Here is a 23,651-nt window from a genome sequence, read left to right as displayed (position 1 = left end):
AGGGTGTGGACGGGGCGCCCGCGAGAATGAGAGGACCTTCACCCGTGGGTTACCGCCCTCTCACGCGCGGCGGCCAGGCTGGGAGGGAGCCGGCCACCGAGGCCGGCCGCCCAGGATCGGAGTCCCCATGTCCCGCTCGCTCCTCGCCACCCTGGCCACCGTCGCGCTCCTCGGGTCGACCATGGCCCTGACCGCGCTGCCCGCGCACGCCGACGAGATCACCTGCCGCGGCTCGATCGGCGCCCGCACGATCGACGGGAGCATCAACGTGCCCCCCGGCGCGACGTGCACCCTGACCGGCACCTACGTCAAGGGCAACGTGTTCGTCCGCTCCGGGTCCACGCTCACCGCCGACCGTGCCTACGTCGAGGGCAGCGTCCAGGCGCAGGGTCACCGCAGCGTGGTCGCGCGCAACGCCACCAGCGTCAAGGGCGACGTCCAGCTGGAGAACGGCCGGACCGCGACCCTCACCCGCTCCAGCGTCGGCGGCAGCCTCCAGTCCAAGGCCAACAGCGGCGCCCAGTCGACCACCTTCACCCAGGTCAAGGGCGACGTGCAGTACTTCTCGAACCGGGCCGCGGTGACCATCAGCCGGAACACGATCGACGGCAACCTGCAGTGCAAGTCCAACAACCCGGCCCCGACGGGGACGGGCAACACGGTCTCGGGCAACAAGGAGGACCAGTGCCGCAGGCTCTGACCTCCCGCGCCCCGGCGCGCTGACCCCCTGCCGGTCAGCAGAGGCACCCCCGGCCCCACCCCAGGCCGGGGGTGCCTCCTCGCGTGCTGCCTGGGATCAGCGCCCGAAGGGCGGCTCCTTGGGGACCTCCAGCTCGCTCTTGGCCAGCTCCTCCACGTTGACGTCCTTGAACGTGATGACCCGGGCCCTCTTGACGAAGCGGGCCGGGCGGTAGACGTCCCACACCCACGCGTCGCTCATCGTCACCTCGAACCACGTCTCGCCGTCGCCGGTGCGCACCTGCACGTCGACCTCGTTGGCCAGGTAGAACCGCCGCTCGGTCTCCACGACGTGCGAGAACAGCCCGACCACGTCGCGGTACTCGCGGTAGAGCGCGAGCTCCATGTCGGTCTCGTACTTCTCCAGGTCCTCCGCGCTCACAGGAGCCCTCCTTCGTCCGTGCCGATGCCGGTGCCGGCGACGACCCCGTTGCCGGTGATCCGCCAGCTGCGGCGGTGGTGGTCGCTGGGGCCGAGGGCGCGCAGCGCGTCCAGGTGCTCGGGCGCGGCATACCCCTTGTTCTGCTCCCAACGGTATGCCGCGTGCCCGGGGGCGAGATCGACCATGAGGGCGTCCCGGGTCACCTTGGCGAGCACGGACGCCGCCGCGACCGAGGAGCAGCGCAGGTCGGCCTTGATCATCGTCCGCACCGGGGGCGGCGGGGCGGTGTCCTCGGTCAGCGCCAGCAGACCCACCCGCCGCGGGTCGGTGAGCCAGTCGTGGTTGCCGTCGAGGAGCACGAGGTCGGGCCGCAGGTCGAGCTGGGCCAGGGCCCGCTCCCCCGCCAGCCGCAGGGCAGCCATGATCCCGATGTCGTCGATCTCCGCGGCGCTGGCGTGCCCGACGCCGTGGCCCAGGCACCAGCGGCGGATGCGGGGGGCGAGGCGTTCCCGGGCCGCGGGGGCGAGGAGCTTGGAGTCGCGGACGCCGGCCGGGGCGGTCCGGCAGGACGTGTCGATGGCCACGACCCCCACGGTGACCGGACCGGCGAGCGCCCCCCGGCCGACCTCGTCCATGCCGACGAGGACGCCGTACCCCTCGCGCTGGAGGGTGCGCTCGACCCGCAGGCTGGGGCGGCGGGCCGCGGCGCGCCGGGGAGTGGCCGTGGCGGTCACCGCTGCGGCACCTGGGCGAAGGTGTCCGGGGTCCGGAACCAGGTCGCGTTCTCCAGCGGGAAGAGGAGCACGAACGCCTGACCCACCACGTTGTCGCGCGGGACGGACCCGCCGGCCCCGGTGCCGTCGTCGTGCGCGCGCGAGTCCCGGGAGTTGGACCGGTGGTCCCCCATCACCCAGATGCCGTCCTCGGGCACGGTGACCTCGAACTCCACCGTGCTCGGCTCGTCCCCCGGGTAGAGGTAGTCCTCGGTCAGCGGCTCGCCGTTGACGCTGAGCCGTCCCTCGTCGTCGCAGCACGCGACCGTGTCGCCACCGACCCCGATGACCCGCTTGATGAGGTGGTTGCCCTCCGAGACGGGCGCCACCCCGACGAACTGCAGCGCAGCCATGAGGGTGTCCATCACCGGCCCGCGGTCGGGCTGCACCGACGGGGGCAGCCACCCGCCCGGGTCCTCGAAGACCGCGATGTCGCCGCGCTCGACCTCCATCGGGCCGGCCTGGATCTTGCTCACCATCACCCGGTCGCCGTAGACGAGGGTGTTCTCCATGCTTCCGGAGGGGATCCAGAACGCCTGGGCGAGGAAGGTCTTGATGATGAAGGAGATGACGAGGGCGGTGACCGCGATGCCCAGCGTCTCGCGGACGGCGTGCCAGAAACCGCCCTTGCGCTCCTCCTGGTGCCGGCGTGCCCGCTGTGCCCGCCTTGTCGTCTCCTCGGGCTGCGGCCCGTCCTGGAGCACCTCGTCCCTGCTCGGGTCGCTCACCCTCTGCCGTCCTCGTCCTCTAGCTGCTCGGGCCGGCCCGTCCTGACGACCGGGCGGCTGGTGCGACCTTAACCCTGCGGGCTGGGAGACACGACGATCCCCCGCCGGGCAGCGCCCGGACGGGGGATCGGTGTCTCGTGCGGCCTCAGGCCTGCTCGGCCGGGGCCTCCGCGGGGGCGCTCACCGGGGCCGGCTTGGCGGCGGCGGGCACGGCGTCGCGACGCTCGCGGATCTTGGCGGCCTTGCCGCGCAGGTCGCGCAGGTAGTAGAGCTTGGCGCGGCGGACCTTGCCGCGGGAGACGAGCTCGACCTTCTCCACGTTCGGGGAGTGCAGCGGGAAGGTGCGCTCCACGCCGACCCCGAAGGAGACCTTGCGCACGGTGTAGGTCTCGGCGACGCCACCGCCGTGGCGGCGGATCACGACGCCCTTGAAGACCTGGACGCGGGAGCGGCTGCCCTCGATGACCTTGACGTGGACGTTGATGGTGTCGCCGGCGCGGAAGTCCGGGATGTCGCTGCGCAGGCTGGCTGCGTCGAGCTGGTCGAGCTTGTGCATGGCTTCTCTCCTGCCGTCGATGCCACAGGTCACCCACGGCGATCTGGTGCCCGGGGCGGGCACGCTGTCGGTATGCCGTCCCTCGCCGCGCTCCGCTCGCGCGACTCCCCCTGTGGCAGGGGCGCGAGCTCGGTGGTGCCGGGTCAGGGACGCAAGGGTCAAGTCTGCCAGACCGGGAGGACCCCGGCCAAACCGTCACCCCGGCCGGAGCAGGTCCGCGGCGGCATACCCCTGCAGGTAGAGGAGCGCCGTCAGGTCACCGTGGTTGACGCGCACCTCGACCTGCTCGGCCACGACCGGCTTGGCGTGGAGGGCGACCCCGGTCCCCGCGAGGCGCAGCATGTCCAGGTCGTTGGCGCCGTCCCCCACCGCGATGGCGTCCCGGGGCGTCAGTCCGAGTTCCGCCGTGATCTCCCGGAGGGCCGCGACCTTGGCCTCGCGGCCCACGACCGGCTCGAGGACCCGGCCGGTGAACCGCCCACCGTCGACCGCGAGCGTGTTGGCCCGGTGCTCGTCGAAGCCGAGCCGCCCCGCGACGGCGCCCGTGAACTGGGTGAACCCGCCGGACACCAGGGCCGTGTAGGCGCCGTGGGCACGCATCGTCGCGACCAGCTCGCTCCCCCCGGGCATCAGCGTGATGCGTTCGGACAGGACGGTGTCGACGACGGCGGTCGGCAGGTCCGCGAGCAGCGCCACCCGCGAGCGCAGCGCCTCGGCGAAGTCGAGCTCGCCGTTCATCGCCCGCGCCGTGATGCCGGCGACGTGCTCCCCCACCCCTGCGTGCGCGGCCAGCTCGTCGATGCACTCCTGCTGGATCATCGTCGAGTCCATGTCGGCGAGGAGGACCTTCTTGCGGCGTCCCGCCGCGGGCTGCAGCACCAGGTCGACGCCCCGCTCCTGCCAGCGGCCCCACGCCTCCCACCGGTCCGCCGGGAGGAGGTCCAGGGTGGCCTCGAGCGCGACGCCGTCGGCGAGCCACCGCGGCGAGCGCGGTCCCCAGCCGGACAGCTCGCGGAGCGCCGCCTCGGTGAGGTCGGCCCGGGCGGGGTCGGTGAGGAGGGTGAGGACGTGCACGGCCTGATCGTAGGCACCCGCCGTGCTCAGGCGTCCCAGCCCTCCGCCGCCGCGGTGCCACCCTGGCCGTCGAGGTAGCCCTCGAGGAGGTCCGGGCGACGGCGGGCGGTGCGCTCGAGCCGCTGCTGCTGCCGCCATGCGGCGATCTGGCCGTGGTGCCCGGACAGGAGGACCGGAGGGACCTCCCGGCCGCGCCACACCGGGGGCTTGGTGTAGACGGGGTACTCCAGCAACCCGCCCGTGTGGGACTCCTCGTCCAGGCTGGCCTGGTTGCCGATCACCCCGGGCACCAGGCGCGCGACGGCCTCCGTCATCGCCAGCACCGCGACCTCGCCGCCGTTGAGCACGTAGTCACCGAGACTGAGCACCGAGAGCGGGTAGCGCGCGCCGAACTCCTCGTAGACCCGCTCGTCGATGCCCTCGTACCGGCCGCAGACGAAGACGAGCCAGTCCTGCGTCGCCAGCCGGTGCGCCGTGGCCTGGGTGAACGGGTCCCCTCCCGGGCCGGGGACGACGAGGTGGGGGGTCCGCCCGGGGGCGGAGCGGCATACCTCGTCGAGGGCGGCGCCCCAGGGCTCGGGCCTCATGACCATGCCCGCCCCCCCTCCGTAGGGGGTGTCGTCCACGGTGCGGTGCCGGTCGGCGGTCCAGTCGCGAAGGTCGTGCACGTGCACCTCGAGCAGACCTTCGCGGCGCGCCCGGCCGATGAGCGAGAGCTCCAGCGGCGCCAGGTAGTCGGGAAAGATCGTGACGACGTCGAGACGAAGCGTCACGCCCCGTCCTCCCCGAGCTCCAGCAGCCCGGGCGGAGGGTCGACGACGACCCGGCGGGCGTCCTCGTCGATCTCGGGCACCAGCTCGTCGACGAACGGGACCAGGACCTGGCCGCGGGGGGTCCGCACCTCGAGCAGGTCCTGGACCGGTCGCAGGTGCAGCCCCGAGACGGTGCCGAGGTCGGTGCCCTCGGGGGTGACCACGGCGAACCCGAGGAGGTCCTCCTCGCGCCAGCCCTCCCCCGGGTCGTCCTCCGGCTCGTCGGCGACGAGCAGCAGGGTGCCGCGCAGCGCCTCGGCCGCGCTGCGGTCCGGGTGGCCCTCGAAGCCCAGCAGGTAGGTGCCCTGGTGCACGCGCACGCTGCGCAGGCTCAGGGGGCCGCGGGCGGCGGGGTCGGTCGGGAAGGTGGCGCCGACGACGAAGCGGCTGTCCGGGTCGTCGGTGTGGACCTGCACGGTCACCTCGCCGCGCAGTCCGTGCGGCCTCCCGATGCGGGCGGCGACGAACGCCTCGTCTGCCATGTCGGTCTCCAGGGGTCGGTGGTCCGGCTCGGACCGAGGGTATGCGGGCCCTGCCGGCACCGCTCGTGCGGGGGCCGGGACGCAGCACGGCCCGCCGGGCGCGGTGCGCCGGGCGGGCCGTGCCGGGAGGTGCGGGTGGTCAGCGCACCCGGTCGGTGTCGACGATGTCGACGCGGACCTTGCCGTCTCCCGAAAGGGCACCGACGACGGTGCGGAGGGCGCTCGCGGTGCGGCCGCGACGGCCGATCACCCGGCCGAGGTCGTCGGGGTGGACCCTGACCTCGAGGATGTCACCGTGCCGGGCGCTCTTGGACCGGACGACGACGTCGCCGTCGTGGTCCACGATGCCCTTGACCAGGTGCTCCAGCGCCTCCTCGAGCACGATCAGGCCTCGGCGGGGGTCTCGGAAGGCGCCTCGGACTCGGCCGCGGGGGCCGGCTCGGCGGGCGTGGCCTCGGCGGGCGCAGCCTCGGGCGTGGTCTCGGCAGGCGCGGCCTCGGCCTTGTCCTTGCGGGCCGGCTTGCGGCGCGTGGTCGCGCCGCTGTCGGCGCTGTCGTCACCGTCGGCCGCCGCGAGGGCTGCCTCGTAGAGGGACCTCTTGTCCGGCTTGGGCGCCTTGACCTTCAGGGTGCCCTCGGTGCCGGGCTCGCCCTTGAACTTCTGCCAGTCTCCGGTGATCTTCAGCAGCGCCTGGACCTGCTCGGTCGGCTGGGCGCCGACGCCGAGCCAGTACTGCGCCCGGTCGGTGTCGATGTCGATGAGCGAGGGCTCCTCGGTCGGGTGGTACTTGCCGATCTCCTCGATCGCCCGGCCGTCGCGCTTGGCGCGCGAGTCCATGACGACGACACGGTAGAACGGTGCACGGATCTTGCCCATGCGCTTCAGGCGAATCTTGACAGCCACGAGTGCGTGGTCTCCTCATTCTTGGTCTGGGTGAGCAGCCCGGCCGCCACGGTGGGGGAACACCCGCGGGACCGACGCTCCGGTGGACGCATGCTCGGTCGGTGAGAGGGGCCGGCCGGATGAGTACCGGCCTAGTGTGCCAGATCCGCGGCGGCGGCCCAACCCGGCGGTCCCCCCGAGCCGTCCTGCCGGTCCGGGGCGTGCTCGGCCACGAAGCGCAGCACCTCGGTGTCGTCCACCCCGGGGAAGACGCCGGGCGGCATCACGGCGAGCAGGTGGGAGTGCGCGCGGGCGCTCGGCCACACCTTGCCCGCCCAGGTGCGGGCCAGCTCGGGGGGTGGCTGGGTGCAGCACCGCGGGTCGGGGCAGCGGGAGACCCGGCGTGCGGTGGTGTCGCGCCCGCGCATCCAGCGCACCTGGTCGAACGGCACGCCGACGCTCACCGAGAACCGCCCCGCCGGCGTCTGCTCCGCCACCGCCGTGCACCAGAAGGTGCCGCGGCCGGTGTCGGTGTACTGGTGGTACACCTCGCCCAGCGGGCGCTCGAAGACGACCCGGGCGGTCCACGACCGGCACACGCGTGCCCCCTCGATGGCGCCGGTCGGGTCCATGGGGAAGCGCACGCCGTCGTTCTCGTACGCCTTGTAGATGACGCCGTCGGCGCTGGTCCGCATGAAGTGCACGGGCAGCTGGAGGTGGCGTGTCGCGAGGTTGCAGAACCGGTGGGCCGCGGTCTCGTAGGAGACCGCGTAGGCGTCGCGGAGGTCCTCCAGGGCGATGTCCCGGGCCTCCTTCGCGCGGCGCAGGAAGGGGACGACGCTGGACTCGGGCAGCAGGACCGCGGCGGCGAAGTAGTTGATCTCCACCCGCTGGGCCAGGAACTCGGCGTAGTCGCGGGGTGTCTCGTGCTCGAGCACCACGTGGCCCAGCGCCTGCAGGGCCGTGGCCCGCAGGTCGTGGCCCCCGCGGGTGGGCACGTAGACGCGCCGGTTGGCCAGGTCGGTCACGGTCCGGGTGGAGGCGGGCAGGTCGGGGACGGCCTCCAGGGTGAACCCGACGTGGCGGGCGATCCGGTTGACCGCCTCCCTCGTGACGGGGCCGTGGCTGTGGTCGACGACCCCGACCAGGTCGGCGGCGAGCGCCTCGATGTCGGGGAAGTAGTTGTCGGCCTCGCGCATCCGGCGCCGCAGCTCGGCGTTGGCGAGCCGGGCGTACTCCGGGGTGGCCGCGCGGTGCTGCTGGAGGCCGACGACGCTCTCGTACAGCCCGACGAGCGCCTCGAGGGCGTCGTCCGGCAGACCGGGGCCGACGCGGACCGCCGGGATGCCCAGGCCCTCGAACCCCGGGGAACGCTGGGCCCGCTCCCACTTGACCTCCAGGGCCGCCCGGCGGCTCGGGGGTCCGGCGGACACGAGCGCGGCCAGGTCGGTGCCCAGGGCCCGGGCCAGGTCGTCGAGCGTGGTCACCCGCGGCTCCCGCCGGCCGTTCTCGAGCAGTGAGATCGCCGATGCGGACAGGCCGACCCGCTGCCCGAGCTCGGCCAGCGTCAGCCCGGCCTCGCGACGGTGGTGCCGCAGCCGGCGACCGATCCCGACGCTGTCGCTGCCCCGTGGGGCGGCGTCGTCGACCGACTCGAGCCGGTCCGAGGGGATGAACGGCAGCACCCGGCCGTGGACAGCAGTCATCCCTGCACGATAGCGAAAGATCGGATGTTCTTGATAGTGGGAAGGGGGTTGCCGGACGGTCCGGACGGGGCACAGTGGTCAACAACCGGTCACACCGCACACCATCCGGCACCGCCCGAACGACACGAAAGGGGTCGACGATGACCACCACCCAGCACGAGCAGAGCACCTCCTCGCCGCAGCCGCTGAGCCCCGCCGAGCAGGCGGTCGAGCTGGAGCGCGACTGGGCCGACAACCCTCGCTGGCAGGGCGTGGAGCGTCGCTACACCGCCGAGGACGTGATCCGTCTCCGCGGGTCCGTCGTCGAGGAGCACACCCTCGCCCGCCGCGGCGCCGAGCGCCTCTGGGAGGCCCTGGAGACCAAGCCCTTCACCCGCGCGCTGGGGGCCCTGACCGGCAACCAGGCCGTGCAGATGGTCAAGGGCGGGCTCGAGGCCATCTACCTCTCCGGCTGGCAGGTCGCGGCCGACGCCAACCTCGCCGGGGAGACCTACCCCGACCAGAGCCTCTACCCCGCCAACTCGGTCCCCGCGGTCGTCCGCAGGATCAACAACGCCCTCAAGCGCGCCGACCAGATCGCCTGGATGGAGGGGGACACCAGCACCGACTACTTCGTCCCGATCGTCGCGGACGCGGAGGCCGGCTTCGGCGGGCCCCTCAACGTCTTCGAGCTGATGAAGTCCATGATCGCCTCGGGCGCGGCCGGGGTGCACTGGGAGGACCAGCTCGCCTCGGAGAAGAAGTGCGGCCACCTCGGCGGCAAGGTGCTGGTCCCGACGTCCCAGCACGTCCGCACGCTCAGCTCCGCCCGGCTGGCGGCCGACGTCCTGGGTGTCCCCTCGGTCGTCATCGCCCGCACCGACGCCCTCGCGGCCGACCTGCTCACGAGCGACGTCGACGAGATCGACCAGCCGTTCACCACCGGCGAGCGCACCTCGGAGGGCTTCTACCGCGTGCGCAACGGCATCGAGCCGGTGCTGGCCAGGGCCAAGGCCTACGCGCCCTACTCGGACCTCATCTGGGTCGAGACGGGCACGCCGGACCTGGGCCTGGCGCGCGAGTTCGCGCAGGAGCTCCACAAGGACTTCCCGGGCCAGAAGCTGGCCTACAACTGCTCACCGTCGTTCAACTGGAAGGCGGCCCTCTCCGACGCGGAGATCGCCTCGTTCCAGGACGAGCTGGGCGAGCTCGGCTACGCCTTCCAGTTCATCACGCTGGCCGGCTTCCACTCGCTCAACCACGGCATGTTCCACCTCGCCCACGGCTACTCCCGTTCCGGGATGAGCGCCTACGTCGAGCTGCAGGAGGCGGAGTTCGCCGACGCGGAGCGCGGCTACACCGCCGTCCGTCACCAGGCCGAGGTCGGCACCGGGTACTTTGACGCCGTGAGCACCGCGGTGAACCCGGAGTCCTCCACGACCGCGCTGTCGGGCTCGACGGAGTCCGAGCAGTTCCACCACTGACTCACCGTGGTCGCCGGGTCGCGCACCCGCGTCGCCGGTTGACAGGACGCACGACCGGGCCCCCGCGGGGCCCGGTCGTCCCCACCGACGGAGGTAAGGCCCCATGGACAGCTACCTGAACCACCTGCTGGACGCCGACCAGCTCGCGGCCGTGGAGAGCGTGGAGCGGGCCGGCCGGGAGGAGCGAAAGTCGCTGCTCAACGCCCGCAAGGAGCAGTCCCGTGCGGTCCTGGCCGGAGCCGAGCTCGCCCAGCCGGAGGAGACGAGGGCGATCCGGGAGGACCCGCACTGGCGGGTCGCTCCGCCGCCCGCGGACCTGACCTACCGCCTCGTCGAGCTCGCCACCCCCGCCACGGCGGAGGCGGCCAAGGGTGTCCTGGCCACCGGGGCCGACGTCTGGGTGGCCGACCTGGAGGACATGCTCGTGCCTACGCAGCGCCGCCTCGAGACCGCCCACCGCGTCATCTCCGACGTCGCCGCCACCCGCACGGGGGACGCCCGGCCGGGCGTCCCGACGCTCATGGTCCGGCCCCGGGGGCTTCATCTCGTCGAGGCGCACGCGCAGGTGGACGGGGAGCCGCTGAGCGCCCCGGTCGCCGACGTCGTCACCTTCCTGGCCCTCAACGGTCAGATCCTCGCGGACAACGGCAGCGGCCCCTACCTCTACATGCCCAAGCTGGAGACCTGGCAGGAGGCGGCCTGGTGGGACGCCATGCTGGGACGGGCGGAGGAGGCGCTCGGTCTGTCCCCGGGGTGCACCCGGGTGAGCGTGCTCGTGGAGACCGTGCAGGCGGCATACCAGCTGGAGGAGATCCTGCACGTGCTCCGTGAGCGCGTGACCGGGCTCACCGCCGGACGGTGGGACTACGTCTTCTCCTACCTGCGCACCTACGGGCAGCGGCCGGACCACGCCCTCCCCGACCGGGACTCGTTCACCATGAACACGCGCTTCCTGCGCGCCTACACCGACGTGATCGTGCGCACCTGCCACCGGCGCGGGGTCCAGGCCATCGGCGGGCCCGTGGCGCTGGCGGCGAGCGGGCCCTTCGACGAGTCGGTGGCGATGACCCACGCCCGCGTCCACCGTGACAAGGCGCGCGAGTCCAAGCAGGGGTTCGACGGCGCCTGGGCGCTCCACCCGGGCCTGGTGCCGGTGGTCCGCACCCCGTTCGAGGACCGTGACCGCCGGGTCGGCACCGACGCCCAGGAGCGGCTGCGCGAGGGGGGCGAGGTGCCTTCGGGGACGGTGGACGCCGCCGCGCTGCGGGACGTCAGCTCACTCCCCGGCAGCGCGACGCTGACCGGTATGCGGACCGCGCTGCGGTCGGCGCTGACCTACCTCACCGGGTGGCTGGCCGGCGAGGGGACGCTGACCCTGCAGGGCCACATCGAGGACTTCGGCACCGTCGAGCTGGCGCGGATGCAGCTGTGGCAGTGGATGACCCACGGCCAGCGGTTCGCGGAGGGGCCGACCATGTCGCCGCTCCTCCTGGACCGGGTCATGGAGGATGAGGTGGCGCTCCTGCGCCGGCGCGGCGCGCGCGAGGAGCTGCTGGCGCACGCCGTCACGCTCCTGCGCGAGTCGGTGGTCACGGACGAGCCCCCGGCCTTCCTCTCGGTGCGGGCCTACGAGGTCCTGCTGCGCCTCGGGGAGCCCGTCACCGAGGCCGCCTGACCCTCAGCCCCGGGCGCCGGAGTGCTCGTGCGCCCGGCCCCGGAGGATGACCCGGTGCGGGTCGACCATGGTGCGCACGTCCTCGCGGGGGTCGTCGCGGTAGACGACCAGGTCGGCCGACTCCCCCTCCGCGATGCCCGGCCGCCCCAGCCAGGCGCGGGCCGCCCAGGTCGCGGCACCGATCGCCTCGAGGTTCGACATCCCGGCCCGGGTCAGCGCCTCGACCTCGCGCGCGACGAGGCCGTGCGGCAGCTGGCCGCCCGCGTCGGTGCCGACGTAGACCGGCACGCCCGCCTCGTGGGCCTTGGCCACCGTCTCGTGGCGGCGCTCGTGCAGGTCCATGATGTGGTCGGCGTAGGTCGGGAACTTGCCCCGGCCGGCCTCCGCGAACTTCGGGAAGTTGTCGATGTTGACCAGCGTCGGCACGATCGCGATGCCCTGCCGCGCGAAGGTGTCGATGGTGTCGTCGACGAGCCCGGTCGCGTGCTCGATGCAGTCGGTGCCGGCCGCGGCGAAGTCGACGAGCGACTGCTCGCCGAAGCAGTGCGCCGTGACCCGCGCGCCCTCCTCGTGGGCGGCCGCGATGGCCTCGGTGAGCACGTCCACCGGCCAGCAGACGGCCAGGTCGCCGGTCTCCCGGTCGATCCAGTCCCCCACGAGCTTGACCCAGCCGTCGCCGTCGCGCGCCTCCTGGCGGACGTGGGCGACGAGGTCCTCGGGCTCGATCTCCCACGCGAAGTTGCGCAGGTAACGCCTGGTCCGGGCGATGTGGCGGCCGGCGCGGATCAGCCGGGGCAGGTCCTCGCGCTCCTGCACCCACCGCGTGTCGGCCGGGCTGCCGGCGTCACGGAGGAGCAGCGCACCTGCGTCCCGCTCCGCGAGCGCGTGCTGCTCGGTGCGCTCCTCGTCCACCGCCCCGTGCGCCTCGAGCCCCACGTGGCAGTGGGCGTCCACGAGACCGGGCACGGCATACCCGTCCACGGTCTCGACCTCTCCGGAGGTGGGCGGGCTGAGGCTGATCCTCCCGTCCAGCACCCAGACCTCGCCGAGCACCTCCTCGGGACCGACCAGGACCTGGCCACGGACGTGCAGCACCGGTGCGCTCATCTCGCCTCCTCGCGGGTATGTCGTGCGGTCAGGCTAGCGGGGACCGCGGCGACTCATAGCCCCCGCAGGGGCCACCGTCCACCGCAGCCGGGTCCCTGCGCCGACGGCTCACACCCTCGCCGCCACCTCGATGCCCACGCCCGCCCACGCCGATCGCAGGGCCCGCTCGACCTCACCGCGCTCGCCGTACCTGCGTTCGGCGGCCGTCACCGTGGCGGCGGCGAAGCGCAGGAAGTCCGCGTCCCGCGGGATCGACCCGCGCGTGGTCATCGTGTCGAACCACACCTGGCCGGCCCGCTCCCAGGCGTGCCCGCCCAGGGCCGTGGCGAAGAGGTGGAACGCCCTGTTGGGGATGCCGGAGTTGACGTGCACCCCGCCGTTGTCGTTGTCGGCGTCGTGCGGCAGCACCACGTAGTCGTCCATGTGCCCGGGTTGCGGGTCCGTGCCCAGGACCGGGTCGTCGTAGGCGGTCCCCGGGGCCGCCATCGACCGCAGCGCGACCCCCTGGACCCGGTCCGTGAACAGCTCGGCACCGATCAGCCAGTCGGCCTCGTCGACCGTCTGGCCGCGCACCCACTGGCGCACCAGGGAACCCCACACGTCGGAGGCGGACTCGTTGAGGGCCCCGGGCTGACCGACGTAGGTCAGGCCGGCGGTGAACTGGGTCAGTCCGTGGGCCAGCTCGTGGGCCACGACGTCGACGCTGCGCGTGAAGCCGGCGAAGTAGACGCCGTCCCCGTCGCCGAAGACCATCTGGCGCCCGTCCCAGAACGCGTTGTCGTAGCTGCGTCCGTAGTGGACGGTGGCCAGCAGCGGCAGACCCCGGCCGTCGAGGGAGTCGCGGCCGTAGACGCGCGCCAGCACCTCCCACGTGGCACCCAGCCCGTCGTAGGCCTCGTCGACCGACGCGTCCGCCGCCGGCGGCCGCCCCTCGGCCCGGACCAGCCGCCCGGGCAGCTCGGTGCGCTGCTGGGCGTCGTGCACCGAGCGGTCCGGCGTCGCGGACGCCGGGACCTCCACGGCCCCGACGACCTGCCGCTCCGCGCCCGCACCGGCCCGCTGCTGCATCGGCCAGGCGATGATCCCCTGGCCGCCGCCGGGATCCCCGTCAGGCCAACGGGTGCCGGTGAGCTCGCGCCGGTGCCGGAGCGAGGCGCCGTCGTCCAGGGCGAACCCCACCGCGTCCGCCAGCCCCGGCTCGGCCCGCGCCAGCCGACGCAGCACGTAGGGCGGGACGATCGAGCAGCGGAGGTACGTCATACCCCGCACTGTGGCACGGGCCTGCGACAGACCCGGTCCCCGTCAGTCCTCGGCGAGCAGCTCCCGCACCCGCGGCGCCACCTGGGTGCCGTAGAGCTCGATCGAGCGCATCAGCTGGCTGTGGGGCATCGGGCCGTTGGCGTACTTGAGGTCGAAGCGGTCCAGGCCCAGCGTGCGAACCGTCGCGGCGATCTTGCGCGCGACGGTCTCCGGCGAGCCGACGTAGAGCGAGCCGTGGGTGATCTCGCCGTGGTACTCGTCGAGACCGACCGGGCCCCAGCCGCGCTCGGCGCCGATCCGGTCCCGGTTGGCTTTGAAGTGGGGGTACAGCTGCTCGCGGGCGAGCTCGTCGGTCTGCGCCACGTGGCCCGGCGAGTGCACGGCCACCGGCAGCCGGTCGGCGCCGGCCTCCTCCAGCACCCGCCGGTAGAGCTCGGCGAAGGGTGCGAAGCGGGCGGCGGGCCCGCCGATGACGGCGAGCATGAGCGGGATCTGGTATGACGCGGCCCTCACCACGCTCTGCGGAGAGCCACCCACCGCGATCCAGGTGGTCAGCCGGCCGGACTCGGTCCGGGGCCACACCTCCTGCTCGACCAGCGGCGGCCGGATGCTTCCCTGCCAGCTGACCGGCCCCTCGTCCAGGAGCTGGACGAAAAGGTCGAGCTTCTCGCTGAAGAGGGTGTCGTAGTCGCGCAGGTCGTAGCCGAAGAGGGGGAAGGACTCGGTGAAGGACCCGCGACCGAGGACGACCTCGGCCCGGCCGCCCGACAGCGCGTCGATGGTCGAGAAGCGCTCGAACACGCGGATCGGGTCGTCCGAGCTGAGGACCGTGACGGCCGTGCCCAGCCGGATCCGCCCGGTCCGGGTGGCCAGGCCCGCCAGCACCACGTCCGGCGCGCTCACCGCGAAGTCGGGACGGTGGTGCTCGCCCACCCCGAGGAAGTCGACGCCGACCTGGTCCGCCAGCACCCCCTGGTCCACGAGGTTGCGGATCACCTGGGCGGCGGTCTCCGGCGTGCCGTCGTCGCGCACCGTCATGTCGCCGAAGGTGTCCAGACCCAGCTCGACCGTCACGTCATACTCCTTGTCCTCGGTTTTGTTGATGAGTCAACAAACAGAGGGTATGACGTGTTCCCCCGCGGGTGCGGCCGCGGCTACCTGCTCCCGCCCTGGTCGAGGAACTTCTCGAAGCCCGGCGGGAGCTTCAGACCGGCGAGGTCGGAACCCTGACCGGCCGGCGTCCCCGCCTCGTCCTGCGCCCCGGCACCGAAGGCGTTGTCGAAGGAGGTCTCCCGGGCGGTCACGGCTTTCTGCTCCGCCTCCCGCTCCTGCTGGGCGCGCTTGGCGGGGTTGCCGGACTTCCCCTTCTTCTTCGGTGCCGCCTTGCCCCGCCGGCCACCGCCGGGACCGCCCATGCCGGGCATCCCCGGCATCCCGGGGATGCCCCCGCCCTTCTTGAGCTGCCGCATCATCTTCTGCGCCTCGCCGAAGCGCTCGAGGAGCTGGTTGACCTCCGGGACCGTGGTGCCCGAGCCGCGCGCGATGCGCGCCCGGCGGGAGCCGTTGATCTGCTTGGGGTGGTGCCGCTCGAACGGCGTCATCGAGCGCACCATCGCCTCGACGCGGTCGAACTCCCGCTCGTCGAGGGCGTCGAGCTGGGCGCGCATGCCCTGCATGCCCGGCATCATGCCCAGCATCTGCTTCAGGCTCCCCATCCGCTTGATCGCGGCCATCTGCTCGAGGAAGTCGTCGAAGGTGAAGTCCTCGTCCGCGAGGAACTTGCGGGTCATCTCCCGCGCCTGCACCTGGTCGAAGGCCTGCTCGGCCTGCTCGATGAGCGTCAGGACGTCACCCATGTCGAGGATGCGCGAGGCCATCCGGTCCGGGTGGAACAGCTCCACGTCCTTGACGCCCTCACCCGTGGAGGCGTAGAGGATCGGCTGGCCGGTCACCGTGGTGACCGACAGGGCCGCACCACCGCGCGCGTCACCGTCGAGCTTGGTGAGCACCGACCCGGTGATGCCGACACCGTCGCTGAAGGCCTTTGCGGTCTCCACGGCGGCCTGCCCGATCATCGCGTCGATGACGAACAGCACCTCGTCGGCCTGGGTCTCGATCCGGATGTCGCTGGCCTGGCGCATCAGGTCGACGTCCACGGCCAGCCGGCCGGCGGTGTCGATGATGACGACGTCGTTGCCCTTGCGCCGCGCCTCCTCGACGCCGTCGACGGCGACGTCGACCGGGTCGCCGAAGGAGCGGGTGCCCTCCCCCGCCTCCAGCGCCGCGTCGTGACCGAACACGTTGCCGCGCTCCGGCGCGAAGACCGGCACCCCGGCGCGCTCGCCCACGACCTGCAGCTGGGTGACCGCGTTGGGGCGCTGGAGGTCGGCGGCCACCAGCAGCGGGGTGTGACCCTGCTGCTTGAGCAGGTGGCCCAGCTTGCCGGCGAAGGTCGTCTTTCCCGACCCCTGCAGGCCGGCCAGCATGATCACCGTGGGCGGTGTCTTGGCGAGCCGCAGCCGGCGGGTCTGACCGCCCAGGATCGAGACGAGCTCCTCGTTGACGATCTTGACGATCTGCTGCGCGGGGTTGAGCGCCTGGTGCACCTCGGCGCCGAGGCCGCGCTCGCGGACCCGACCGGTGAACTCCTTGACGACCGGCAGCGCCACGTCCGCGTCGAGCAGCGCGAGGCGGATGTCCCGGATCGTCGCGTTGAGATCGGACTCGGTGACGCTGCCCTTGCGCTTGAGGTTGCGGAAGGTGTGCGCCAGGCGGTCGGAGAGGGAGTTGAACACCCGGCAAGGATACGTTGGTCGCGTGCGCTCCCCCATCGCCACCGCCCGACGTCGGCTCGCCCTGGCCCTGCGCGACCGGGTGGCGGGTCCGGACGCCGACCGTCGAGCGCACAGCATCTGGCTCGCCCCGGGCGAGCGGCGGTTCGCCCCCGACGACCCGATCTGCCGGGTCCAGGGTCATGCCGGGATGTATGCCGGGGGCATCCGCGCCCTGCTCCTCCAGTCGCTCCACCCCCTGGCGATGGCCGGCGTCGGCGAGCACTCCGGCTACCGCGACGACCCGTGGGGGCGCCTGCAGCGCACCAGCGAGTTCCTGGCGATGACGACGTTCGGCCCCGCCGAGGCGGCCGAGCGGATGCTGGACCGGATCAACCGGATCCACGAGACGGTGTCGGGGGCCGACCGGCTGGGCCGTCCCTACGCGGCGAGCGACCCGCACCTGCTGCGGTGGGTGCACGTCGCCGAGATCGACAGCTTCCTCGTCGCGCACCAGCGCTACGCCCGCCGCCCCCTCACGCCGGCCGAGGCCGACCGCTACGTCGACCAGGCGTCCTACGTCGCGACCCGCCTGGGCATCCCCGACCCGCCGCGGACGGTGCACGAGCTCGGGACGGCGCTCGCGGCATACCGACCCGAGCTCGAGACGACCCCCGGCGCGCTCGACGTGGTCCGCTTCCTGCTGCTCGAGCCGCCCCTGCCGTGGGCCGCGCGGCCGGGGTTCTGGATGCTCGCCGCGGGGGCGGTGGAGCTGCTGCCGGGCTACGCGCGGGACCTGCTCGGGCTGCACCTGCCCGCGCCGCTGCGCGGCCTGGAGGGTATGACGTTGCGCGCCGTCGCGGGCCCGCTCGGCACGGTCGGCACCCGGGCCGTGGGCTGGGCGCTCGGCGACCCCTCGGAGCCGCGCAACGCCCCGGGCAGCTCGCAGCTGTCCGTGCACACCCCACTCAGGTGAGTGGGTCGGGTACGGCCTGCCCGCGGATCGCGAACCCCGCCCACTCAGGTGAGTGGGTCGGGTACGGCCTGCCCCCGGATCGCGTGCACACCCCACTCATCTGAGGGCGTTGCGCACGGGGAGACGTGCCCGCTCGTCCCTCGCCCGTGCCCCCGCCCGCCCGTCAGCCCGTCAGCCCGTCAGCCGATGATCGCGCCGACGAACGCCTCCGCGTCGAACGGCGCCAGGTCGTCCGGTCCCTCGCCCAGGCCGATGAGCTTGACCGGCACGCCGAGCTTGCGCTGGACGTTGACGACGATGCCGCCCTTGGCGGTGCCGTCCATCTTGGTCAGCACGATGCCGGTGATCGCCACCTCGCGGGCGAACTCCTCGGCCTGGCGCATGCCGTTCTGGCCGGTGGTCGCGTCGAGCACGAGGAGCACCTCGCCGACGGGGGCGAGCTTCTCCACCACCCTCTTGATCTTGCCGAGCTCGTCCATCAGCCCCCGCTTGGTGTGCAGCCGCCCGGCGGTGTCGACGATGACGACGTCCGACTCCATCTCGATGCCCGCCCGGACCGCCTCGTAGGCCACCGACGCCGGGTCCGCACCCTCCTGGTGCGACCGCACGGTCGGGACCCCGACCCTCTCCCCCCACGTCGACAGCTGGTCGGCCGCGGCGGCCCGGAAGGTGTCCGCGGCGCCGAAGACGATGTCCTTGTCCTCGGCCACGAGCACCCGGCCGAGCTTGCCGACCGTCGTCGTCTTGCCGGTGCCGTTGACCCCGACGACGAGGATCACCGCGGGGTGCCCGTCCTCACGGCTCGCGGCGATGCGCCGGTCCATCGACGGGTCGACCAGGCGCAGCAGGTCGTCGTGCAGCCACTGCTTGACCTGCACGGGGTCGGTGGTGCCGTCCACCCGCACCTGGGTCCGCAGCGCCGCCACCAGCTCCTGGGTGGCCTCGACGCCGAGGTCGGAGGCGAGCAGGGTGTCCTCGACCTCCTCCCAGTCGGTCTCGCTGAGCCCGTCCCGGGACAGGAGCGAGAGCAGCACGTTGCCGATCGCGGAGTTGGACCGCGCCAGCCGCGCGCGCAGCCGCTGCAGGCGGCCGCGGGCCGACGTGGGCCGTTCGAGCGTCGGGGCCGCCGCCCCCGCCTCCTCGACGAGGACACCGCCGCCGCGGTTCTCCACGTCTGCCTCGGGGCCCTCGACGCGCTCCCGTTCCTCGACGAGGACGCCCCCGCGGGGCTCCCCGTCGGGCAGCCGTGGCGACGTCCGGTCACCGCCGCGCCCGCGCACGAGCGCGACGAGCACGCCCAGCGCACCGACGACGAGGACGGTGACGAGGGTCAGGATCTCCCAGAGCTCATTGATCGGTCCCACGGCGCCATCCTCGCAGACTGCACCGGCACGACCGGACGGCCGCCACCCCGGCCCCGGACCATCGGTCGGGGGCGGTCGGGGTCAGCTGGCGTGCCGCATCTCCCCGTCGCGCCCCGCCGCGGGCTCGTCGCGCACGGCCTCCTCGCGCACCACACCGTCGCGCACGACCTCATCGCGGGCGGCGGGCCGGCTGGCCAGGCTGCGGGTCCGCTCCGCCGCCGAGCCGACGAGGTCGCCGCTGCGGGCGCGGACCTTCTCCGTCGTCCTGCGGGCGCCGGCGATGAGCTCCTCACCCTCGGCGGTCCAGAACGCACCACGGCCCTCCCGGCGCGCCTCGAGCATGACGTAGCCGACGACGCCGGCGCCGATGACGACGCAGAAGATCATGGACAGGAGCAGTGCGAGCATGGGGCCAGTGTCGCAAGGACGGGGGTCGCCGCCCAATCCCGTCGACGGCGTGTCCCGGGCACCCCCTGCCCTGACCTGGGCCGAGGGCGCCGGACGTGAGACGCCTCACACGGCGCTGACGCCCCGCCTCACGCGTTCCTGCACGGACGCCGGCACCGGCTCACCGGCGCTGCTCGGGTCCGGGACCGGCTCGTCGGCGACGACCCGCAGGGGCACGACGCCGGTCCACGCGCCGGTGGGCCGGACCGGCTCCCCGGGGCCCCCGGTGCGCACCTTGACCAGCCACTCCCCCTCGTGCACCTCCAGCTGCATCACCTGGGTGGCCGCGACCTCCCGCGCGCTCATCGGCTCCACCTCGGCCTCCCGCCCCGGCAGGATGGCGTCCGAGACGCGCGTCAGCGCCACGCGTCTCCCCTCCGGGTCGAGGATGGGCCGCAGGGTCCCGTAGACGACCGCCGACCGGTAGTTGGCCGAGGAGTCGAAGGTGCTGTGGGCCACGACGACCGCGTCGAGGTGCACGACGCTGAGCGCGGCCGGTGCGCCCGCCGCGACGTGCCGCAGCGCCCCGGCCCCGGTGGAGCCGTGCAGGAGGATCCGGTCCCCGTCGCGCACGTAGAGCATCGGCACCACCCACGGCTGACCGTCGACGACGGTCGACAGCGTGCCGACGAGCCCGGCGTCGAGCACGGCGTCCAGCTCGGCACGCTCCCGGCGGGACCGCTCACCCAGCCGGCGGATCGTCCTCGGGGCAGTCACGTGGCGACCTCCTCGGGCTCGGCCTGCCTCGCCCGCACGCCCTCGGGCGTGACGTCGCGCACCCGCTGGCTCACCACGGTCGTGACGCCGTCGCCGCGCATCGACACGCCGTACAGCGCGTCGGCGATCTCCATCGTCCGCTTCTGGTGGGTGATGACGATGAGCTGGGAGGAGTCGCGCAGCTCCTCGAAGAGCGTGATCAGCCGGCCGAGGTTGGTGTCGTCCAGGGCCGCCTCCACCTCGTCCATGATGTAGAACGGGCTGGGTCGCGCCTTGAAGATCGCGACGAGGAGCGCGACGGCGGTCAGCGACCGCTCCCCGCCGGAGAGCAGCGACAGCCGCTTGATCCGCTTGCCCGGCGGCCGGGCCTCGACCTCGATGCCGGTGGTCAGCATGTTGTCCGGGTCGGTGAGCGTGATCCGTCCCTCGCCGCCGGGGAAGAGCCGGGCGAAGACCCGCTCGAACTGGGCGGCCGTGTCGTGGAAGGCCTCGGCGAACACCCGCTCGACCCGCTCGTCGACCTCCTTGACGATGTGCAGCAGGTCGGCCTTGGACCGCCGCAGGTCCTCCACCTGCTCGACGAGGAAGGAGTGCCGCTCCTCGAGCGCGGCATACTCCTCCAGCGCCAGCGGGTTGACCCGGCCCAGCTGGGCCAGCCGCCGTTCGGCGGTGCGCAGCCGCTTGTCCTGCACCTCCCGGACGAAGGGCGTCGGGCCGGGCAGGTCGGGGTCGTCGGGCGACTCGTCCGGACCGGGCACGTGCGGCACCGGCCGGTGGGGTCCGTACTCCTCGACCAGCGTCACCGCGTCCACCCCCAGCTCCTCCACCGCCCTGGTCTCCAGCGCCTCGATCCGCAGGCGCTGCTCCGCCCGGGCGATCTCGTCGGCGTGCACCGAGTCGGTGACGTCGCGGAGCTCGGCCGCGACCTCGCTCACCCGGGTGCGCGCCCGGGCCGTCGTCTCGTCGAGCCGCGCCTGCTCGGCGCGGGCGGCGTCACGTCCGGTCGTCGCGACGCCCAGCAGCTCGCCCACCCGCTCCAGCAGGTATGCCGCGCCCGTCGCCACCGCCTCCGCCGTGCGCCGGTCCTCGGCCCGGCGGGCACGCCGCGCGGCGGCACGCTGCCGGGCGGCCAGCTCGTTGCGCGCCGCCGCCTCCAGCCCCTCGGCGCGGCCGGTCAGCGCCCGGGCCCGCTCCTCGGAGGTGCGCAGCGCCAGCCGGGCCTCGGTCTCTGCGCTGCGGGCCCGGGCCGCAACCTCCGCGAGCCGCTCGCGCTCGGCGGTGTCCGGCTCCGCGGTCTGCCCCGGCTCCTCCTCGGCGGCGACGAGCCGTCCCTGCAGCTCCTCCAGCTCGGTCCGGGCCGCCTCGAGACGCTGCTGGGCGGTGCCGATCGCCGCCGCCGTGCGCTCGTGCTCCGACCGGGCGCCCCGCATGGTCTGCCCCAGCTGGGCGAGCTGCTCGGCGACGGCGGTCATCCGGGCGTCGTTCTCGTGCAACGCCTCCAGCGTGGCGTCAGCCTCGCTCTCCGCGGCCTCGAGCGCCGTCCGGGCGGCGCCCAGCTCGAAGGTGAGGCGCTCCGCCCGCGCGGTCGCCGTGGCCACGCCCGCCTGGGCCTCGTCGTGGGCGGACTGCAGCTCGAGGAGGCTGGGCGCCGCGCTGGAGCCGCCGCGCACCCAGCCCGGGCCGTAGACGTCCCCCGCGTCCGTCACCGCCGTCACCCCGGGGAGCTCGCGGACGAGCCGGGACGCCTCCTCGTCGGAACCCACGAGCGCCACCCGGTCCAGCAGCCCGGTGACCACCCCGCCGAGCGCTGTGTCCCCGCCCGGCACACGGACGACGTCGGCGGCCCACACGGCATACCCGGGCAGGTCCGGCCAGGCCGGCTCCGTCCCCGTCCCCCCGACGACGGACCCGTCCACGAGCAGACCGGCCCGGCCCTGGTCCTGCTCCCGCAGCCAGCGCAGCGCGGCGCGGGCGCCGTCCAGCCCGTCGACGACGAGCGCCTCGGCGGCCCAGCCCAGGGCGGCGGCGACCGCGGCCTCCCGACCCGCCTCCACGCGCAGGCGACCGCTGAGCGAGCCCTTCACCCCGTGACCCTGGCCGCCCTCCGCGAGCAGCGCGCTGGCGCCGTCGGTCCGCCGCAGGCTCAGGGCGAGCGCCTCCACCCGGGCGCGGTGGGCCCCCTGCTCCCCCTGGGCCTCGCGCAGCTCCTCCTCGAGACGACGCACCTCGGTCTCGGCCGACACGCGTCGCTCCTCGGCCTGCTCGTGGGCCTCGTCCAGCCCCTCCTCGCCCTGCTCGACGTCGAGCACCGTCGACTCCAGCGCGGCGAAGTCCTGCTCCGCCCTCGACGCCCGTCCCAGGACCGCCTGCGCCGCCTCGGTGAGACGCGCGACCTCGCCCTCCCCCGCCTCGACGCGCGTACGCCGGGCCGCGACCTGACCGGCGAGCCGGGCCAGGCCCTCGCGCCGGTCGGCCACGGCCCGCGCCAGCCGCTGCAGCCGCGCCTGCTCCTCGGCGTGCGCGGCCTCGGCGGCCGAGCGCTCCTCCTCGGCGTCGGCGAGCGCCCTGGCCAGGTCCGCGACCGTGGCGAGCAGCGCCGTCTCCTGGGCCCGCACCTGCTCGGCCTGGGCGCGCAGCTGCTCGGGGTCGCGGGAGCTCGCGCCGCCACGCCCCTGCTCCTCGGCGCGCAGCTCCTCCTCCTCGGCCCCGAGGAGACGGACGCGCTCGCCCGCGAGGTCACGCAGGGCGCGCAGACGCTCCACGAGCGACGACAGGGTGTACCACCGGTCCTGCACCTCGGTCAGGGCCGGCGTCAGCCGGGCCCGCTCGGCCTCGAGGCCGGCGACCGCCTCCTCGGCGGTCGCGAGCGCCTCCTGGGCGGCCTCGCGGCGACGGACCAGGGCCCGCTCGTCGGCGATCTCCTGCTCCAGCGCGCTGGTGAGCTGCACGAGGTCGTCGGCGAGGATGCGCAGCCGGGCGTCACGCGCCTCGGCCTGGATCGTCGCGGCCCGGCGGGCCGTCTCGGCCTGCCGACCCAGGGGTCCGAGCTGCCGGCGGATCTCGGTGGTGAGGTCGCCGAGGCGGGTGAGGTTGCCCTCCATCGACTCCAGCTTGCGCAGCGCCCGCTCCTTGCGCTTGCGGTGCTTGAGGACGCCGGCCGCCTCCTCGATGAAGCCGCGGCGCTCCTCCGGCGTGGCCCGCAGGACGGTGTCGAGCTGGCCCTGGCCCACGATGACGTGCATCTCGCGACCGATCCCGCTGTCGGACAGCAGCTCCTGCACGTCCAGCAGGCGGCAGCCGGTGCCGTTGATGGCGTACTCGGACCCGCCGGAACGGAACATCGTGCGGGTGATCGTCACCTCGGCGTAGTCGATCGGCAGGGCGCCGTCGCTGTTGTCGATCGTCAGCGACACCTCGGCCCGGCCCAGCGGGGGGCGGCCGGAGGTGCCGGCGAAGATGACGTCCTCCATCTTGCCGCCGCGCAGGCTCTTCGCCCCCTGCTCGCCCATGACCCACGCCAGCGCGTCGACGACGTTGGACTTGCCCGAGCCGTTGGGCCCCACGATGCAGGTGATGCCGGGCTCCAGGCGCAGGGTCGTCGCGGAGGCGAACGACTTGAAACCCCGCAGGGTCAGGCTCTTGACGTACACGCGGTCGCGCTTCTCCGGTCGACGGGGCTGGTGCCGTCACGATACCCGCGCGGTATGCCGTGACCCGGCAGGCGGACGGACCGGGCCG

21 protein-coding genes and 1 pseudogene are annotated in these 23,651 nt (G+C 73.8%); 4 read left to right on the top strand and 18 right to left on the bottom strand.

The annotated features are described in order from the left end of the window. The first annotated feature begins 127 nt into the window (after positions 1-127). The gene (locus D4B81_RS05685) at positions 128-700 is read left to right on the top strand and encodes a hypothetical protein (protein WP_122261505.1); all 573 of its coding nucleotides are present in this window, start codon (positions 128-130) and stop codon (positions 698-700) included. Between the two features lie 96 nt (positions 701-796). Here the strand turns inward: D4B81_RS05685 and D4B81_RS05680 are convergent, their stop codons facing one another. The 10 genes and pseudogenes from D4B81_RS05680 to D4B81_RS05635 all read right to left on the bottom strand — a co-directional run bounded on the left by D4B81_RS05680 (position 797) and on the right by D4B81_RS05635 (position 8,133). After that, positions 797-1,120 (bottom strand): DUF2469 domain-containing protein, encoded by a 324-nt coding sequence (locus D4B81_RS05680; RefSeq protein ID WP_097187832.1) that lies wholly within the window; start codon positions 1,118-1,120, stop codon positions 797-799. Beyond that, complete coding sequence (locus tag D4B81_RS05675; protein WP_202613590.1) at positions 1,117-1,854, bottom strand: ribonuclease HII; 738 nt, start codon at positions 1,852-1,854, stop codon at positions 1,117-1,119. The genes D4B81_RS05680 and D4B81_RS05675 overlap by 4 nt, the downstream gene beginning before the upstream one ends. Then, a complete protein-coding gene (gene lepB, locus D4B81_RS05670) occupies positions 1,851-2,621 on the bottom strand; it encodes a signal peptidase I (RefSeq protein ID WP_237565842.1) in 771 nt (256 codons plus the stop codon). The genes D4B81_RS05675 and lepB overlap by 4 nt, the downstream gene beginning before the upstream one ends. A gap of 145 nt (positions 2,622-2,766) precedes the next feature. Beyond that, a complete protein-coding gene (gene rplS, locus D4B81_RS05665) occupies positions 2,767-3,177 on the bottom strand; it encodes a 50S ribosomal protein L19 (protein WP_122261504.1) in 411 nt (136 codons plus the stop codon). 195 nt (positions 3,178-3,372) lie between these two features. After that, the gene (gene serB, locus D4B81_RS05660; protein ID WP_122261503.1) at positions 3,373-4,251 is read right to left on the bottom strand and encodes a phosphoserine phosphatase SerB; all 879 of its coding nucleotides are present in this window, start codon (positions 4,249-4,251) and stop codon (positions 3,373-3,375) included. A gap of 77 nt (positions 4,252-4,328) precedes the next feature. Then, a pseudogene (gene trmD / locus D4B81_RS05655) lies at positions 4,329-5,024 on the bottom strand (tRNA (guanosine(37)-N1)-methyltransferase TrmD); the annotation flags it as partial. After that, positions 5,021-5,545: a ribosome maturation factor RimM gene (gene rimM / locus D4B81_RS05650; protein WP_122261501.1), complete on the bottom strand. Its 525-nt coding sequence runs from the start codon at positions 5,543-5,545 to the stop codon at positions 5,021-5,023. The gene rimM and the pseudogene trmD, both read right to left, overlap by 4 nt. A gap of 139 nt (positions 5,546-5,684) precedes the next feature. Next, a complete protein-coding gene (locus D4B81_RS05645) occupies positions 5,685-5,927 on the bottom strand; it encodes an RNA-binding protein (protein WP_097187837.1) in 243 nt (80 codons plus the stop codon). A gap of 2 nt (positions 5,928-5,929) precedes the next feature. After that, positions 5,930-6,448: a 30S ribosomal protein S16 gene (rpsP, locus tag D4B81_RS05640; protein ID WP_122261500.1), complete on the bottom strand. Its 519-nt coding sequence runs from the start codon at positions 6,446-6,448 to the stop codon at positions 5,930-5,932. 131 nt (positions 6,449-6,579) lie between these two features. Then, complete coding sequence (locus tag D4B81_RS05635; RefSeq protein WP_097187839.1) at positions 6,580-8,133, bottom strand: helix-turn-helix domain-containing protein; 1,554 nt, start codon at positions 8,131-8,133, stop codon at positions 6,580-6,582. Between the two features lie 140 nt (positions 8,134-8,273). Between D4B81_RS05635 and aceA the strand changes: the two genes are divergently transcribed. Continuing rightward, positions 8,274-9,596: an isocitrate lyase gene (gene aceA, locus D4B81_RS05630; RefSeq protein ID WP_161965001.1), complete on the top strand. Its 1,323-nt coding sequence runs from the start codon at positions 8,274-8,276 to the stop codon at positions 9,594-9,596. 103 nt (positions 9,597-9,699) lie between these two features. After that, complete coding sequence (locus D4B81_RS05625) at positions 9,700-11,271, top strand: aldolase/citrate lyase/malate synthase family protein (protein WP_122261499.1); 1,572 nt, start codon at positions 9,700-9,702, stop codon at positions 11,269-11,271. Positions 11,272-11,274: 3 nt separating this feature from the next. Here the strand turns inward: D4B81_RS05625 and D4B81_RS05620 are convergent, their stop codons facing one another. The 4 genes from D4B81_RS05620 to ffh form a co-directional block, all read right to left on the bottom strand. After that, positions 11,275-12,378: an amidohydrolase family protein gene (locus tag D4B81_RS05620; protein WP_122261498.1), complete on the bottom strand. Its 1,104-nt coding sequence runs from the start codon at positions 12,376-12,378 to the stop codon at positions 11,275-11,277. Between the two features lie 108 nt (positions 12,379-12,486). After that, positions 12,487-13,638: a M4 family metallopeptidase gene (locus D4B81_RS05615; protein WP_122261497.1), complete on the bottom strand. Its 1,152-nt coding sequence runs from the start codon at positions 13,636-13,638 to the stop codon at positions 12,487-12,489. 42 nt (positions 13,639-13,680) lie between these two features. Further along, a complete protein-coding gene (locus tag D4B81_RS05610) occupies positions 13,681-14,712 on the bottom strand; it encodes an LLM class flavin-dependent oxidoreductase (RefSeq protein WP_202613589.1) in 1,032 nt (343 codons plus the stop codon). Positions 14,713-14,792: 80 nt separating this feature from the next. Further along, on the bottom strand, positions 14,793-16,433 hold the full coding sequence (ffh, locus tag D4B81_RS05605) for a signal recognition particle protein (RefSeq protein ID WP_122261496.1): 1,641 nt from the start codon (positions 16,431-16,433) through the stop codon (positions 14,793-14,795). A gap of 22 nt (positions 16,434-16,455) precedes the next feature. On the opposite strand from ffh, the gene D4B81_RS05600 reads away from it, so the two are divergent. Then, the gene (locus tag D4B81_RS05600) at positions 16,456-17,385 is read left to right on the top strand and encodes an oxygenase MpaB family protein (RefSeq protein WP_237565841.1); all 930 of its coding nucleotides are present in this window, start codon (positions 16,456-16,458) and stop codon (positions 17,383-17,385) included. Between the two features lie 179 nt (positions 17,386-17,564). Here the strand turns inward: D4B81_RS05600 and ftsY are convergent, their stop codons facing one another. The 4 genes from ftsY to smc form a co-directional block, all read right to left on the bottom strand. Next, a complete protein-coding gene (gene ftsY / locus D4B81_RS05595; RefSeq protein WP_122261495.1) occupies positions 17,565-18,749 on the bottom strand; it encodes a signal recognition particle-docking protein FtsY in 1,185 nt (394 codons plus the stop codon). Between the two features lie 81 nt (positions 18,750-18,830). Then, positions 18,831-19,157, bottom strand: coding sequence for a hypothetical protein (locus D4B81_RS05590; protein ID WP_122261494.1), 327 nt, complete (start codon positions 19,155-19,157; stop codon positions 18,831-18,833). Between the two features lie 105 nt (positions 19,158-19,262). Then, the gene (locus D4B81_RS05585) at positions 19,263-19,913 is read right to left on the bottom strand and encodes a pyridoxamine 5'-phosphate oxidase family protein (protein WP_202613588.1); all 651 of its coding nucleotides are present in this window, start codon (positions 19,911-19,913) and stop codon (positions 19,263-19,265) included. Then, positions 19,910-23,563 carry a chromosome segregation protein SMC gene (gene smc, locus D4B81_RS05580; protein ID WP_122261493.1) on the bottom strand — a complete coding sequence of 1,218 codons (3,654 nt, stop codon included), beginning with the start codon at positions 23,561-23,563 and terminating at the stop codon, positions 19,910-19,912. Before smc ends, D4B81_RS05585 begins: the two co-directional genes overlap by 4 nt. Positions 23,564-23,651 lie beyond the last annotated feature (88 nt).

Origin of the sequence: Ornithinimicrobium cerasi, assembly GCF_003702705.1 — a bacterium.
GTDB lineage: Bacteria > Actinomycetota > Actinomycetes > Actinomycetales > Dermatophilaceae > Ornithinicoccus > Ornithinicoccus cerasi.
Note: the sequence above shows the minus strand (reverse complement) of the source record. Positions and strands in the feature narration are given on the sequence as shown.

Bases quoted from the DNA above. Each gene is read 5' to 3' on its own strand.
- D4B81_RS05685 (WP_122261505.1), top strand. From the start codon at position 128: ATGTCCCGCTCGCTCCTCGCCACCCTGGCCACCGTCGCGCTCCTCGGG.
- rplS (WP_122261504.1), bottom strand. From the start codon at position 3,177: ATGCACAAGCTCGACCAGCTCGACGCAGCCAGCCTGCGCAGCGACATC.
- rimM (WP_122261501.1), bottom strand. From the start codon at position 5,545: ATGGCAGACGAGGCGTTCGTCGCCGCCCGCATCGGGAGGCCGCACGGA.
- D4B81_RS05635 (WP_097187839.1), bottom strand. From the start codon at position 8,133: ATGACTGCTGTCCACGGCCGGGTGCTGCCGTTCATCCCCTCGGACCGG.
- aceA (WP_161965001.1), top strand. From the start codon at position 8,274: ATGACCACCACCCAGCACGAGCAGAGCACCTCCTCGCCGCAGCCGCTG.
- D4B81_RS05625 (WP_122261499.1), top strand. From the start codon at position 9,700: ATGGACAGCTACCTGAACCACCTGCTGGACGCCGACCAGCTCGCGGCC.
- D4B81_RS05620 (WP_122261498.1), bottom strand. From the start codon at position 12,378: ATGAGCGCACCGGTGCTGCACGTCCGTGGCCAGGTCCTGGTCGGTCCC.
- D4B81_RS05615 (WP_122261497.1), bottom strand. From the start codon at position 13,638: ATGACGTACCTCCGCTGCTCGATCGTCCCGCCCTACGTGCTGCGTCGG.
- D4B81_RS05590 (WP_122261494.1), bottom strand. From the start codon at position 19,157: ATGCTCGCACTGCTCCTGTCCATGATCTTCTGCGTCGTCATCGGCGCC.